15 protein-coding genes are annotated in these 13,465 nt (G+C 72.2%); 8 read left to right on the forward strand and 7 right to left on the reverse strand.

Going from position 1 to position 13,465, the window contains the following annotated elements; translation table 11 throughout:
- The first annotated feature begins 89 nt into the window (after window positions 1–89).
- The gene (locus tag DFJ66_RS07345) at window positions 90–1,196 is read left to right on the forward strand and encodes a sensor histidine kinase (protein ID WP_121219190.1); all 1,107 of its coding nucleotides are present in this window, start codon (window positions 90–92) and stop codon (window positions 1,194–1,196) included.
- On the forward strand, window positions 1,193–1,840 hold the full coding sequence (locus tag DFJ66_RS07350; protein WP_121219191.1) for a response regulator: 648 nt from the start codon (window positions 1,193–1,195) through the stop codon (window positions 1,838–1,840). The genes DFJ66_RS07345 and DFJ66_RS07350 overlap by 4 nt, the downstream gene beginning before the upstream one ends.
- On the opposite strand, the gene DFJ66_RS07355 is transcribed toward DFJ66_RS07350, so the two are convergent.
- Window positions 1,797–2,504 (reverse strand): hypothetical protein, encoded by a 708-nt coding sequence (locus DFJ66_RS07355; protein ID WP_121219193.1) that lies wholly within the window; start codon window positions 2,502–2,504, stop codon window positions 1,797–1,799. The two genes, DFJ66_RS07350 and DFJ66_RS07355, sit on opposite strands and share 44 nt — an antisense overlap.
- 82 nt (window positions 2,505–2,586) lie before the next feature.
- Window positions 2,587–4,383 carry a proteasome ATPase gene (gene arc / locus DFJ66_RS07360; RefSeq protein ID WP_121219195.1) on the reverse strand — a complete coding sequence of 599 codons (1,797 nt, stop codon included), beginning with the start codon at window positions 4,381–4,383 and terminating at the stop codon, window positions 2,587–2,589.
- A gap of 239 nt (window positions 4,384–4,622) precedes the next feature.
- Between arc and DFJ66_RS07365 the strand changes: the two genes are divergently transcribed.
- Window positions 4,623–5,402: an Rv0361 family membrane protein gene (locus DFJ66_RS07365; protein WP_121219197.1), complete on the forward strand. Its 780-nt coding sequence runs from the start codon at window positions 4,623–4,625 to the stop codon at window positions 5,400–5,402.
- Window positions 5,403–5,468: 66 nt separating this feature from the next.
- On the opposite strand, the gene DFJ66_RS07370 is transcribed toward DFJ66_RS07365, so the two are convergent.
- A complete protein-coding gene (locus DFJ66_RS07370; protein WP_121219199.1) occupies window positions 5,469–6,296 on the reverse strand; it encodes a tRNA (adenine-N1)-methyltransferase in 828 nt (275 codons plus the stop codon).
- Window positions 6,297–6,365: 69 nt separating this feature from the next.
- A complete protein-coding gene (locus DFJ66_RS07375; protein WP_121230812.1) occupies window positions 6,366–6,920 on the reverse strand; it encodes a hypothetical protein in 555 nt (184 codons plus the stop codon).
- Window positions 6,921–7,029: 109 nt separating this feature from the next.
- Between DFJ66_RS07375 and DFJ66_RS44920 the strand changes: the two genes are divergently transcribed.
- Both DFJ66_RS44920 and DFJ66_RS07385 read left to right on the forward strand, forming a co-directional pair.
- Window positions 7,030–8,136, forward strand: coding sequence for a sensor histidine kinase (locus DFJ66_RS44920; protein WP_281276602.1), 1,107 nt, complete (start codon window positions 7,030–7,032; stop codon window positions 8,134–8,136).
- Window positions 8,133–8,762: a response regulator gene (locus tag DFJ66_RS07385; protein ID WP_121219201.1), complete on the forward strand. Its 630-nt coding sequence runs from the start codon at window positions 8,133–8,135 to the stop codon at window positions 8,760–8,762. Before DFJ66_RS44920 ends, DFJ66_RS07385 begins: the two co-directional genes overlap by 4 nt.
- Here DFJ66_RS07385 and DFJ66_RS07390 read toward each other — a convergent pair.
- A complete protein-coding gene (locus DFJ66_RS07390; RefSeq protein ID WP_121219203.1) occupies window positions 8,759–9,886 on the reverse strand; it encodes a site-2 protease family protein in 1,128 nt (375 codons plus the stop codon). The two genes, DFJ66_RS07385 and DFJ66_RS07390, sit on opposite strands and share 4 nt — an antisense overlap.
- 86 nt (window positions 9,887–9,972) lie before the next feature.
- Between DFJ66_RS07390 and DFJ66_RS07395 the strand changes: the two genes are divergently transcribed.
- The 3 genes from DFJ66_RS07395 to DFJ66_RS07405 are packed head-to-tail and all read left to right on the forward strand — an operon-like array spanning window position 9,973 to window position 12,288.
- The gene (locus tag DFJ66_RS07395; RefSeq protein ID WP_121219205.1) at window positions 9,973–10,842 is read left to right on the forward strand and encodes a RecB family exonuclease; all 870 of its coding nucleotides are present in this window, start codon (window positions 9,973–9,975) and stop codon (window positions 10,840–10,842) included.
- Window positions 10,843–11,616, forward strand: coding sequence for a thioesterase family protein (locus tag DFJ66_RS07400; protein ID WP_121219207.1), 774 nt, complete (start codon window positions 10,843–10,845; stop codon window positions 11,614–11,616).
- A gap of 39 nt (window positions 11,617–11,655) precedes the next feature.
- Window positions 11,656–12,288 carry a phosphoribosyltransferase gene (locus DFJ66_RS07405; RefSeq protein ID WP_121219209.1) on the forward strand — a complete coding sequence of 211 codons (633 nt, stop codon included), beginning with the start codon at window positions 11,656–11,658 and terminating at the stop codon, window positions 12,286–12,288.
- On the opposite strand, the gene DFJ66_RS07410 is transcribed toward DFJ66_RS07405, so the two are convergent.
- The gene (locus tag DFJ66_RS07410; protein ID WP_246030178.1) at window positions 12,262–13,170 is read right to left on the reverse strand and encodes an AEC family transporter; all 909 of its coding nucleotides are present in this window, start codon (window positions 13,168–13,170) and stop codon (window positions 12,262–12,264) included. The two genes, DFJ66_RS07405 and DFJ66_RS07410, sit on opposite strands and share 27 nt — an antisense overlap.
- 15 nt (window positions 13,171–13,185) lie before the next feature.
- Window positions 13,186–13,449 carry a phosphoribosyl-ATP diphosphatase gene (locus DFJ66_RS07415; RefSeq protein ID WP_121219213.1) on the reverse strand — a complete coding sequence of 88 codons (264 nt, stop codon included), beginning with the start codon at window positions 13,447–13,449 and terminating at the stop codon, window positions 13,186–13,188.
- Window positions 13,450–13,465: the final 16 nt, after the last annotated feature.

Consider the following 13,465-nt stretch of genomic DNA (forward strand, 5'->3'; position numbering starts at 1 on the left):
GGACCTCGAACGGATCGGACGGCGGTCTTCGAGCCGGGTCGGACCGTGGTCCGATGTCGGGCGCTGTCGCCCCGGATACCGTCAGCGGCGTGCGATCACGTCTGCCCGCCTGGCTGCCCACGGTCTACCTGTACCTGCTGGACGTGGTGGCGGGCGTGCTCGTGACGCTGGTCTACACCGAGTTCGTCGCGGACAGCGACGGCCCGAACTGGCTGGGCTACGCGCTCGCCGCGCTGGTCGGGCTGCCGCTGGCGGTGCGCCGGAAGTGGCCGCTGACCGTGGCGCTGGTCGTGGTGACCGCACTGGGCCTGGCCACCGTCCTGCACATGACCCGCGAGCCGTACTCGGCCGCCGCGTTCGCCCTCTACATGGCCGCCGCGACCGCGCCACGCACCCGGTCGGTGGCGGTGCTGGGGTACTCGCTGGTGGTCGGTGCGGCCACAATCTTCCACGCCGAGCCGTGGCCCGACGACGTGGGCCTGGCGATCGTGGTGGCGGTGCTGCTGAGCGGGTCGTGGGCGCTGGGCCACTCCACGCGCGTCCGCCGCGCCTTCGCCGACCGCGCCGCCGCCGACGAGGCCGCCAAGGCGGTCGCCGACGAACGGCTGCGCATCGCGCGCGAGCTGCACGACGTGGTCGCGCACAGCCTGTCGTTGATCACGGTGAAGGCGGGCATCGCCAACCACGTGGCCGACACGCAGCCGGAGCTGGCCCGGGAGGCGCTGGCCGTCATCGAGACCACGAGCCGGGGCACGCTGGTGGAGATGCGGCGGCTGCTGGGCGTGCTGCGCTCGGAGGACTCGGCGGCGGAACTGGAGCCCATGCCGGGCCTGGACGACCTCCCCGGCCTGGTCGAGCGGGCCGGGCTCGCGGGCGTGCCGGTGGAGCTGGACGTGTCCGGCGGTCCGCTGCCCGACGCGTTGGGGCTGACGGTGTACCGGATCGTGCAGGAGTCGGTGACCAACGTGGTCAAGCACGCGGCACCAGCGCGGTGTCGGGTCGAGGTGGCGGTGGGCGAGTCGTCGGTGCGGGTCGCGGTCACCGACGACGGTCCGGGGGAACGGGTGCTCACCGGTGGCGGCGGGCACGGGTTGATCGGGATGCGGGAGCGGGTGGCGGTGTACGGGGGGACGTTCGCGGCGGGTCCGCGCGGCGGTGGCGGGTTCCAGGTGCGGGCGGAGGTGCCGTTCGCGTGATCGACGTCGTGGTGGTGGACGACCAGGCGCTGCTGCGCGGCAGCTTCCGGGTGCTGGTGGACTCCGCGCCGGACCTGCGGGTCGTCGGCGAGGCCGGTGACGGGGCGGAGGCGGTGCGGGTGGTGACCCGCACGCGGCCGGACGTGGTGCTGATGGACGTGCGGATGCCCGGCATGGACGGCATCGCGGCCACGCGGGAGGTGGCGGTGTCGTCGCCGGGGTCGCGGGTGCTCATCCTGACCACGTTCGACCTGGACGAATACGTGTATTCGGCGCTGCGCGCGGGCGCCAGCGGCTTCCTGCTCAAGGACACACCGCCCGCCGAACTGCTGACCGCGATCCGGGTCGTAGCGGACGGTGACGGCCTGCTGTCGCCGTCCGTGACCAGGCGGTTGATCGCGGAGTTCGCCCGCCTGCCCGAGACCCGTGCCGTCCGCCTGGACGGCATCACCGACCGCGAACGCGAGGTGCTGGCCCTGATCGCGCGCGGCCTGTCGAACACCGAGATCACCCAGACCCTGCACCTGTCCGTGGGCACCGTGAAGACCCACATCGGACGACTGCTGCACAAGCTCCAGGCCCGCGACCGGGCACAACTGGTCATCGCGGCGTACGAGTCGGGTCTGGTGTCGGCGGGCGGCTGACCACCCACGACACCGGCCGACCACGCGCGGCGCGCACCACGAGCAGGGCCAGTCCCCACAGCAGCGCCGCTGCCGCCAGGCCGAACGCCCACGCTCCCCCGAACCGCCCGTCCAGCGCGAACCAGACCGCCCCGAGCCCGGTCCCGCCGGCCATCGCCGCGAACGCGGTGAGCAGGCCCGGAACCCGCCACCGCGCGGGCACCCGCCCACCGAGCAGGGCGCCGAACAGCGCCGCCCCGGCCGAGAACACCGCCACGCCCAGCGCCGGCCACCCCCACCAGACCAGGAGCACCCCGCCGCCCACCACCCCGAGCACGCCGAAGACCAGGAACCACAGCCACGTCCGGTCCGGACGCTCCTCCGCGGGCCGCCGCACGAACCGCCCCACGATCATCAGAGCCGGCGCGACCGCCGCGCCGGCCAGCCACAACCCGGACGTCTCCCCGTCCCGCAACGCCAGGACCAGCAGCGACACCGCCGCCGCCACGCTCGTGCCCAGCCCGACCCACAGCCCGACCCGCCGCCCGGTCCACGTCGCCACCGCGCCGACCGCCAGCACCACCACGACCGCGATCGACAGCGCCGAGAAGTGCCCCGCGTCCTTGGCCGTGAAGAAGACCGCCGCCGCGTAGCACGCCAACAGCGCCCCAGCCCACCACCCCATGCCCGGACGACTACCCGCGACCGGGCCCGGACATGCGGGAAGCCCGCCCACGCGAGGTGGACGGGCTTCCCGGGGAGAGTGCCTACAGGTACTGGCCGGTGTTGGTGGCCGTGTCGATCGCCCGACCGGACTCCTGGTTCTTGCCGGTGACGAGGGTGCGGATGTAGACGATCCGCTCCCCCTTCTTGCCGGAGATCCGGGCCCAGTCGTCCGGGTTGGTCGTGTTCGGCAGGTCCTCGTTCTCCGCGAACTCGTCCACGATCGCGTCGAGCAGGTGCCGCACCGACAGACCCGGCTGCTTGGTGTCCAGCAGCGACTTGATGGCCGCCTTCTTGGCCCGGTCGACGATGTTCTGGATCATCGCGCCGGAGTTGAAGTCCCGGAAGTACAGGACCTCCTTGTCGCCGTTGGCGTAGGTCACCTCCAGGAACCGGTTCTCCTCCGACTCCTCGTACATCCGCTCGACGGTGTGCTGCACCATGCCCTCGATGCAGGCCACCGGGTCGCCGCCGAACTCCGCCAGGTCGTCGGCGTGGATCGGCAGGTCGGGCGTGAGGTACTTGTTGAAGATGTCCTTGGCGCCCTCGGCGTCGGGACGCTCGATCTTGATCTTGACGTCGAGCCGGCCCGGCCGCAGGATCGCCGGGTCGATCATGTCCTCCCGGTTGGACGCGCCGATCACGATCACGTTCTCCAGGCCCTCGACGCCGTCGATCTCCGAGAGCAGCTGGGGGACGATCGTGGTCTCGACGTCGGAGGACACGCCGGAGCCGCGGGTGCGGAAGATCGAGTCCATCTCGTCGAAGAACACGATCACCGGGGTGCCCTCGGACGCCTTCTCGCGCGCCCGCTGGAAGATCAGCCGGATGTGCCGCTCGGTCTCGCCGACGAACTTGTTGAGCAGCTCCGGGCCCTTGATGTTGAGGAAGTAGCTCTTGGCCTCGCGCCGGTCGTCGCCGCGGGCCGCCGCGACCTGCTTGGCCAGCGAGTTCGCCACGGCCTTGGCGATGAGGGTCTTGCCGCACCCGGGAGGGCCGTAGAGCAGCACGCCCTTGGGCGGGCGCAGCTTGTACTCGCGGAACAGGTCGGCGTGCAGGAACGGCAGCTCCACCGCGTCGCGGATCTGCTCGATCTGCCGGAACAGACCACCGATGTCCTCGTACTTGACGTCCGGGACCTCCTCCAGCACGAGGTCCTCGACCTCGGCCTTGGGGACCCGCTCGTAGGCGAAGCCCGCCTTCGAGTCGACCAGCAGCGAGTCGCCCGCCTTCAACGGCGAGTCCATCAGCGGCTGCGCCAACCACACCACGCGCTCCTCGTCGGCGTGCCCGACGACCAGCGCGCGCCCGATGGAGGACCCCTCCTCGGACTCCAGCACCTCGCGCAGCGTGCAGACCTCGCCGGTCCGCTCGAAACCGCCGCCCTCGACGACGGTCAGCGCCTCGTTGAGCCGGACCGACTGGCCCAGCACCAGCGACGCCGTCTCGACCGCGGGCGACACCGAGACCCGCATGCGGCGGCCGGAGGTGAACACGTCGACCGTGCCGTCCTCGAACCGCGCCAGGAACACGCCGTAACCGCTCGGCGGCTGCGCCAGGCGGTCCACTTCCTCGCGCAGGGCGAGCAGTTGGCTCCGTGCTTCTCGAAGGGTGTCGATGAGCTTCGTATTGCGCTCGGTCAGTTGGCTGACACGTTCCGTGGCTTCCGCCAACCGCTGCTCGAGCAAGCGGACGTGCCTGGGGGATTCGGTCAGCTTGCGGCGCAACAACGCGATCTCGTCCTCCAGGAACCTGATCTGCGCTGTCAGCTCACCAGAGTTGTTGCCCTTGTTCAGCTCGCCACCCTCATCGGGCTGGCTGCCGGGATGACCGTGCTGCATGTCGGCACCCTCCTCCCGTGTTCGTACGACAACGGTACCGGCGATCACCGACAAAAGCGGCCATCGACCGGGTTCCCGGCGGTCGTGTGATCACACATTCCGCCCGCTCGGCCGGATGAACTGCTCCATATCGGTGTCTGACGGAACCTCCTGCCCGCTACGGTGCGTCCTAGTTCGGGTCACCTTTCGTGTTCCGGGCATCCTCGCCCGTCACCAGCGCAAAGTTCTAGGAGCATGTGATGTCCGTCCCCCCTCAGCAGCCGGGACCGTACGGTCAGCAGCCGGGTGGATTCGGCCAACAACCAGGCCAATTCGGTCCGCAGCAGGGGTTCGGCGGGCAGCCTGGCGGGTTCCCGCCACCGCCGCAGGGTTTCCCACAGGGTGGGCAGCAGCAGCCCTACGGGCCGCCTCCGGGTGGTTTCCCGCCGCCCGGTCACCCCGGCGCGCCGGGTGCCGGCCCGCAGCCGTACGGGCCGCCCGGCCAGTTCGGTCAGCCCGGTTACGGCCAACCGGGTGGTTTCGGTGATCCTTACGGCGCGCCGCGCAAGAAGAGCGCCCTGCCGTGGGTCCTGGGCGGTGTCGGCGTCGTCGTGATCGCCGTCGTCGCGGTCCTGCTGGTGACGCTCGTGGGCGGCAGCTCGCCCAAGGACACCGCCGAGTCCTACGTGGCCCTGCTGAACAAGAACTCCGACTCCGACGCGGACGCGGACTCGTTCCGCAAGCTGCTGTGCAAAGGCGACCAGTCGAAGTTCGACGAGTTCCGCGACAAGGCCAAGGACACCCCGGCGAGCGCGGCGACCGAGAACGACTTCAAGGACATGAAGGCCAAGCACACGCTGGGCGAGGTCACCGAGACCGGGGACAAGGCCACGGCCCAGGCGAAGGTCGCCTACTCCAACGTGCCGTCCAAGTACAAGGACCTGTTCAAGGACAAGGACTACACCATCGAGATGGTGAAGGAAGACGGCGACTGGAAGATCTGCGGCATGTACAAGGACCTCGAAGGCATCGGCAGCTGACCCACCTGCCCCAACGGCCCGTGCGCACCCCTGCGCACGGGCCGTTTTGCCTGGTCAGGCCGGTGATCAGCCCTTCGACGGCCGCCGCTGCGGCCGAGGCGGCGTGACCCCGTCGGCCAGCCGCCGGGTGGTCAGCAGGAACGCGGTGTGCGCGATCATGCGGTGCTCCGGCCGCACGGCCAGCCCCACCACGTGCCACGGCCGCACGAGGGTCTCCCACGCCTGCGGCTCGGTCCAGTGCTGCTGCTCCCGGATCGCCTCGGTCACCTTCGACAGCTGGGTCGTCGTGGCCACGTACACCACCAGGACACCACCGGGGATCAAGGCCTTCGAGATCGTCGGCAACACGTCCCAGGGCGCGAGCATGTCCAGGACGACCCGGTCCACCTCACCCTCGTGCGACGCCACGTCACCGACCGTCAACGACCAGTTACCGGGCCGCTCGCCGAAGAACTGCTCGACGTTGCGCACGGCGTGGTCGGCGTGGTCCTGGCGCACCTCGTAGGAGGTCACGCTGCCCTTCTCCCCCACGGCCCGCAGCAGCGAGCACGTCAGCGCACCCGACCCGGCCCCGGCCTCCAGCACCCGCGCACCGGGGAAGACGTCCCCGTACATCACGATCTGGGCGGCGTCCTTGGGGTAGATCACCTGCGCGCCGCGCGGCATGGACAGCACGTAGTCGGCCAGCAGGGGCCGCAGCGCCAGGAACGACGTGCCGCCCACGGACTGCACCACCGACCCCTCGGGCTGCCCGATCAGCTTGTCGTGCGACAGCGCGCCGCGGTGGGTGTGGTACTCCTTGCCCGGTTCGAGCACGATCGTGTAGTGCCGTCCCTTCGGGTCGGTCAACTGCACCCGGTCTCCGGGCTGGAACGGACCACTGGCGGTGCTCACCGCGGCGAACCTCCTGCTTAAGTGCGGAACAACAGCGCACGATGGTCGCAGAAGCCCCGCGCCCCGCCCTCAGCGGCCTCGTCGTCCGGCCGCCTCCGCGACCGAGTGGTACACCGGCCACCCGACCAGCCAGATCAGTCCCACGACGGTCATGCCCCACAACTGTCCCCACAGCGCCTGAGTGCGCCCGGGGTCCCCCACGACCAACACCAGCAGCGTGATCACCGCCGCGGTGACCGCCCACGCGAGGACGAACTTCCCCCACTCGCGCCACTCGTAGCGCACCCTCGCGCGCCCCCTTCTCGGCGGTCGCCACGGCGGCGGCCCACCGGCGAACCGGTGCGCGACCCGCTGGTCGGCCCAGCGCAGCATGCTGTGCCCGAACGCCACGCTCACACCCAGGTAGATGGCCGCGAGCCCGTGTGCGCCGTTGGCCTCGCCCCCGCCCCGCAGGTCGACCACGGTCGCCACGAGCAGCACGACGTCCACCAACGGCGTGCACACCAGCAGCACGCCACCCACCTTGCGCATGCGCAGCACGTACCGGGCGAGCAGCCCCAGGCCGAGCACGACCCACAGCCCCACTTCGCACGCCACGATCACCACGACCAACGGATCAACCACGGGACAAGCGTGCTGTTCACGGGCGGTGCGCCGCGTCGGCGACTGGATCGACCGGAGGTCATCACTTCGTAGGACGCAGCCCGCACCGGAGGTGTGTTGTGATTCCGGGGTGCAGATCCGCCCGAAACGCCGAGAAGTGCTGGTCACGCTCGGTTTCTTCACCCTCGGGACGATCATCTACGCGGGTGGGCTGGACCTGGCGCTGGGCCGCGACGACCTGCCCACCCCGCTGTGGGCGCGGCTGGCGATCCTGGCGCTCGGGTGCCTGGGCACGCTGGTCCGCCGCACGGCCCCGGCCCTGGCGCTGGTCCTCGTGTGCGGCGCGGTGCTGCTGGACCTGACCCGCGGGCTGGGCGTCCCGGTGGTGATGGTGTTCATCGACGTGCTGTTCGTGGCGACGCTGGACGGTTCGCGGCGGCTGCACCGGGTGCTGATCGGCGCGGTGGCCGTGGCCTCGCTGGGCGTGACGCTGGCCGTGGGCGTGCTCAACGCCGACTGGCGCGAGTCGCTCAACGCGGGCTTGCAGATGTTCTCGCTGGTCGTGATACCGGTGTGGTGGGCGACCAACGTCCGGCAGCACCGCGACAGCGCCGAGCAGCTGGCCCGGATCGCGGAGCTGGACCGGCGGGCGGCGGTGGACGCCGAGCGCGCCCGGATGGCGCGTGACCTGCACGACGTGGTCGCCGGGCACCTGTCGGCGATCGCGATCCAGTCCGAGGCGGTCCTGTCGATGCCCGCGGACTCCGACACCGTGCGCACGGTGCTCCGGTCGGTCCGGGAAAACAGCCTCGCGTCGCTGGCGGAGATGCGGACCATGATCGACGTGCTGCGGGCCGACGACCCGGTGGACGAGCCGGTCACCGTGCGACTGGCGGACGCGTCGCGGCTGGTGGAGTCGGCGCGGGCGGGCGGCCTCGCGGTGGAGTACGCGGCGGACGACGTCGACGGGCTGCCGGTGGCGGTGGACCTGGCGGCCTACCGGATCTTGCAGGAGTCGCTGACGAACGCCCTGAAACACGGCGCCGACGCGTCCGTGCGGGTGGAACGGCAGGTCAGGCGGTTGGTGCTGGTGGTGCGCAACGCGGTGCGGACGGCCGGCGAGGGGTCGGGGACGGGTTTGGTGAGCATGGCGGAACGGGCGCACGCGGTGGGCGGGACCTTCGCGGCGGGTCCGGACGGGGCGGAGTGGGTCGTGCGGGCGGAGCTGCCGCTGTGATCCGGGTGGTGGTGGCCGACGACCACGCGGCGATCCGGGCGGGCCTGGTGCTGATCCTCGGCGGCGCGCCGGACGTCGAGGTCGTGGGTGAGGCGTCGGACGGTGCGGCGGCCGTGCGGATGGCCCGCGCGCTGCGGCCCGACGTGGTGCTGATGGACATCCGGATGCCCGGGACGGACGGCATCGAGGCGACCCGGCAGCTGTCCGGGGTGTGCGCGGTGCTGGTGCTGACCACGTTCGACCTGGACGAGTACGTGCACGGGGCGCTGCGGGCGGGCGCGGCCGGGTTCCTGCTCAAGTCCGTCGAGGCGGCGGCCCTGGTGGACGCGGTCCGGCAGGTCGCGGCGGGCGACGGCGTGCTGGCGCCGAGCGTGACCCGGCGGGTGATCGCCCAGTTCGCGGCGGCGGCGCCCAAGCCCCGGCCGGCGGCGCTGGACGCGTTGACCGATCGGGAGGTGGAGGTGCTGCGGTGCCTCGGCGAAGGCCTGTCCAATCACCAGATCGGGCGAAAGCTGCACATCGGCGAGACGACCGTGAAGACGCACGTGTCGCGGGTGCTGACCAAGCTGGACCTGCGGTCGCGGGTGCAGGCGGCGATTCTCGCGCAGGAAGCCGGGCTGCTCTAACCGCGGTCGAGCGCGGCCTTGAGGTCCGCGCGGCGCAGCACGCCCGACGGCCGGCCCTCGAGGTCCACCACCAGGTACTCCCAGGCGGGGGTGCCCATGACCCGTTCGGCCACCTCGTCACCGGTCTCGTTCTCCAGCAGCACGGTCTCCGGCCGGATCGGGACGGCGGCCTGCTCGGCGGGCGCGTGCGGGGACGTGCTGGCCAGGCGTTCGGCCATGCCCCGGTCCAGCAGGCCCGCGGCGACACCGTCCGCGCGCACCAGCACGACACCGCGACCGGCGGAGGCGGTGAGCGCGCCCGACACCGGGCTCTCGGCGGGCAGTTGCAACACCGGCTGCATGAGCTGGCTCAACGTGAGCCCCTCCGGCCAGGTGCGACGGCGTTCCGCGGTCAACTCGCCCCGCGCGCCCGCGACCACGACCCACGCCGTGATCAGGCACACGCCGAACACCAACCACCGGTCCTCGGCGCCGTCGAGCAGCCCCATCACGGCCCAGGCGACCAGGAGCACGGCCACCACGCCACCGCCCACGACGGCCGCCTTGGTGCCCGCCGCCCGCCGCCCGGTGATCGACCACACCCCCGCCCGCAGGATGCGCCCACCGTCCAGCGGCAGGCCCGGCAGGAGGTTGAACACGGCCACGGCGGCGTTGGCGAACGCGGTCTGCGCGATCAGCAACCACACCGCGTCCCGGTACGGGATGGCGAACGCCCCCAGGGAGAAGGCCCCCGCGAGCAGGATCGACACCACCGGACCACCCGCGGCGATCAACCCTTCGTGGCGCGGGTTGTCCGGGGTGCGCATCATCTCCGACACGCCGCCGAGCAGGAACAGCCGCAACCGCCGCACGGGCATCCCCAGCCGCAGCGCGACCAGGCTGTGCCCGAGTTCGTGGGCCAGCACGGAGAGCCCGAGGAGGAGCGCGAGCGTGGCGGCGAGCAACACCCCGGCGGTGCCGCCCGTGCCCGGCACGAGACGCTCGACCATCGGCGCGTACAGCACGACGATCGCCGCCGACCCGAGCCACCAGGAAGGCGCGAGCAGCACGGGGATGCCGGCCACGCGGAACAACGGCAACCCGCCGTCCCGCCCGACCCGCCGCCAGCTCTGCTCCGTCACCACGGCGAAAGCCTAGGGGTTGCGGTGTGTTGACGCTGTGACCCGCGCACAACCCGATCTTGTCGGTGGTGTCCCCTAAGGTCTTGGGCATGGCAGTGCCGACGATCTCCGAACGCCCAGTGCGCAGGCCCGCGCTGTCCCCGTCGAGAGCGGGCGACTTCAAGCAGTGCCCGCTGCTGTACCGCTTCCGCGCGGTGGACCGGCTGCCGGAGAAGCCGACCAAGGCGCAGGTGCGCGGCACCGTCGTGCACGCCGTCCTGGAAGACCTGTTCGGCCTGCCCGCCGACCAGCGCCTGCCCGAGCGCGCCCGCGAGCTGATCGGCCCCGCGTGGGAGCGGGTGCGCGCCGAGCGCCCGGAGTTCGCCGACCTGTTCACCGCCGAGGACGCGGCCGAGCAGGCCGAGTGGCTGGCCTCCGCGGAAGGGCTGCTGGAGGGCTACTTCGGGCTGGAGGACCCGCGCCGGTTCGACCCGGAGGCCCGGGAGCTGCTGGTCGAGTGGGAACTGCCCTCCGGCGTCCTGCTGCGCGGCTACATCGACCGCGTGGACGTGGCGCCGACCGGCGAGATCCGGGTGGTCGACTACAAGACCGGCGCCGCGCCGCGCGAGGTCGGCGAGGCCAAGGCGCTGTTCCAGATGAAGTTCTACGCCCTGGTGCTGTGGCGGCTGCGCGGGGTGGTGCCGCGCCAGCTGCGGCTGATGTACCTGGCGGACCGGCAGGCGCTGGCCTACACACCGGACGAGGCGGAGCTCGCGCGGTTCGAGCGCACGCTGGAGGCGATCTGGGACGCCATCCTGCGCGCGGCGAAGTCCGGCGACTTCCGGCCCAGCCCGAGCAGGCTGTGCGACTACTGCGACCACAAGGCGCTGTGCCCGGCGTTCGACGGCACACCGCCGCCCTACCCGGGGTGGCCGGAGCCGGACGCGGGCGTGGAGACGGCACTGGACAGGGCGGACTAGATGACGGCGTTCTTCGAGCAGCTGGACGAGCACCGGTTCCGCGCGACCGGGCACACCGCCGGGCCGTGGACCGACGAGCACCAGCACCTGGGTCCACCGTCGGCGCTGCTGGTACGCGAGCTGGAGCGGTGCGCCCCGCGGGAGGGCACGGTGCTGTCCCGGGTGACCTTCGAGGTGCTGGGCCCGGTGCCGGTGGCGGAGCTGACCGTCGAGGCGGTGCTGGAACGGCCGGGGCGGTCGGTGGAGCTGCTGTCCGCCGCCCTGTCCCACGACGGGCGGCCGGTGCTGCGGGCGCGGGCGTGGCGGGTCGTGTCCGGCGACACGGCGGCGGTCGCGTCGGGCGAGGGCGAGTCCCTGGTGCCGCCGGCGGCGTGCGCGCCGATGACGATCCCGGACGATTGGCAGTGCGGGTACCTGGCGGCGATGGAGTGGCGGTCGGTGTCCGGCGGCATCTTCACGCCCGGTGACGCGGTGGTGTGGGCGCGCCCGTTGGCCCAGGTCGTGGCGGGTGAGGAGGCGACGGCGGCGCAGCGGCTGTTCACGGTGGCCGACTCGGCGAGCGGGGTGTCGTCCCGGCTGGACATCTCGAAGTGGTACGCGATCAACACCGACCTGTCGGTGCACCTGCACCGCGAGCCGGTCGGCGAGTGGTTCGCGCTAGACGCCCAGACCGTGGTGGGACCGTCCGGGGTCGGGGTGGCCGGCAGCGTGCTGCACGACGAGCTGGGTCCGGTGGGCCGCACCGCGCAGGCCTTGTACGTGCGGGAACGCTGAGCCTGTGCGGGCCTGCCGCGCCCCCGCCACGATGGTGGGGTGAAGTTCGCGGACCGCGCCGACGCGGGCCGGGTCCTGGCCCGCGCGTTGCGGCGCTTCGAGTGGACGAATCCGCTGGTCCTCGGCTTGGCGCGGGGTGGTGTGCCGGTGGCGCACGAGGTGGCGGCGGCGCTGGGCGCGGACCTGGACGTGGCGGTGGCGCGCAAGATCGGTGCGCCGGGCCGGCCGGAGTTCGGGGTCGGCGCGGTGACCGCCTCCGGCGAGCCGATCTTCGACGCCCGCGCGCTGGCGTACCTCGGCGTGTCGCCGGCCGACCTGGCGCCGACCGTCGAGGAGGAGCGCCGGGAAGCGCGTCGCAGGCTCGACGTCTACCAGGCGGGACGGCATGACCCCGCCGGGCGGGACGTCCTGGTCGTGGACGACGGCCTGGCCACGGGCGTGACCGCGCGGGCGGCGTTGCGCGAGGCGCGGGCGGCCGGTCCGCGGCGGCTGGTGCTGGCGGTGCCCGTGGGCGCCACGGAGGCCGTGCGGGAGCTGTCCCGGGTGGCCGACCTGGTGGTGTGCCCGCGCGAACGTGCCGACTTCCGCTCGGTCGGGCGGTTCTACCGGCGGTTCGACCAGACCACGGACGCCGAGGTGCTGGCGCTACTGGAGCAGCACGGTCACCACTGACAACGTGATCATCGACAGGGCCGTGGACAGCAGCACGGCGTCGCGGGGCAGCCGGGCGTCCGGCCGGTACTGGCGGGCCAGCACGTAGACGTTCTGGGCGGTCGGCAGGGCCGCGCACACCACGGCGGCCAGCCGCAGCGGCCCGTCCACGCCCAGCGCCAGGCAGCCCAGGAACGTCACCAGCGGGTGCAGCAGGAGCTTGAGCAGCACGGTCACGCCGAGCTGCGCACGGCCCGCCCGGTCCGGCAGGCGCATCCCGCCCAACGACATGCCCAGCACCACCAACGCCGTGGGCACGCCCGCGGAACCCAGTGCCGCCAGCGGTTCCAGCACCAGGTCCGGCGGTCGCCACCCGGTCGCGCCGACCACCACGCCCAGCAGCGAGGCGAGGATGATCGGGTTGCGCACGGGCAGCGTGACCAGGGTCTTCAGCGTGCCGCCGCGCTTGCCGGAACCGACCTCGACGGCCGCCAGGACCATCGGCATCACGAAAACCGGCTGGAACAGCAGCACGGCGACCATGAACGACGAGTCGCCGAGGATGCCGACCGCCACCGGGATGCCGAGGTTGCCGGAGTTGACGTAGGCGCCCGCCATCGCGGCGAGCGTCCGGTCGGGCAGCGGGCGGCCGAAGGCCTTCCAGTGCACGAGCAGGCCGATCGCACCGACCACGAAGGTGGCGATGACGAACGCCAGCACGCCCTTGTTCGCCAACGCGCCAGGCTTGCCGTTGAGCAGGGTCGTGAACAGGACCGCCGGCATGGCGAGGTAGAACGCGAACCGGCCGAGCACCGTTTCGGCGCGGTCGCCGAGCACGTTGGTGCGCGCGGCGACGAACCCGACGACCGTGAGCACCCAGATGGGCACGAACCCGCTGAGCACCCCGGCCAAGTCAGCTCACAGGTGCTTGTACACGTCTTCGAGGGTCAGCCCGCGGCCGAGCATGAGCACCTGCACCCGGTACAGCAGTTGGGAGACCTCCTCGGCCAGCCGCTCGTCGGACTCGTGCTCCGCGGCGATCCAGACCTCACCGGCCTCCTCGAGCACCTTCTTGCCCTGCGCATGGACGCCCGCCGCCAGGGCCGCTGCGGTGGCGGAGCCCTCGGGGCGGGTGCGGGCGCGTTCGCTCAGCTCGGCGAACAGCTCGTCGAAGGTCTTCACGGGGGCTCATCCTCCC

The sequence above is a fragment of the Saccharothrix variisporea genome (assembly GCF_003634995.1).
Taxonomy (GTDB): domain Bacteria; phylum Actinomycetota; class Actinomycetes; order Mycobacteriales; family Pseudonocardiaceae; genus Actinosynnema; species Actinosynnema variisporeum.

What these genes read in the sequence shown, in the direction of transcription:
- DFJ66_RS07355 (WP_121219193.1), bottom strand. Translation starts at nt 2,504, where the DNA reads ATGGGGTGGTGGGCTGGGGCGCTGTTGGCGTGCTACGCGGCGGCGGTC.
- arc (WP_121219195.1), bottom strand. Translation starts at nt 4,383, where the DNA reads ATGCAGCACGGTCATCCCGGCAGCCAGCCCGATGAGGGTGGCGAGCTG.
- DFJ66_RS07365 (WP_121219197.1), top strand. Translation starts at nt 4,623, where the DNA reads ATGTCCGTCCCCCCTCAGCAGCCGGGACCGTACGGTCAGCAGCCGGGT.
- DFJ66_RS07395 (WP_121219205.1), top strand. Translation starts at nt 9,973, where the DNA reads ATGGCAGTGCCGACGATCTCCGAACGCCCAGTGCGCAGGCCCGCGCTG.
- DFJ66_RS07400 (WP_121219207.1), top strand. Translation starts at nt 10,843, where the DNA reads ATGACGGCGTTCTTCGAGCAGCTGGACGAGCACCGGTTCCGCGCGACC.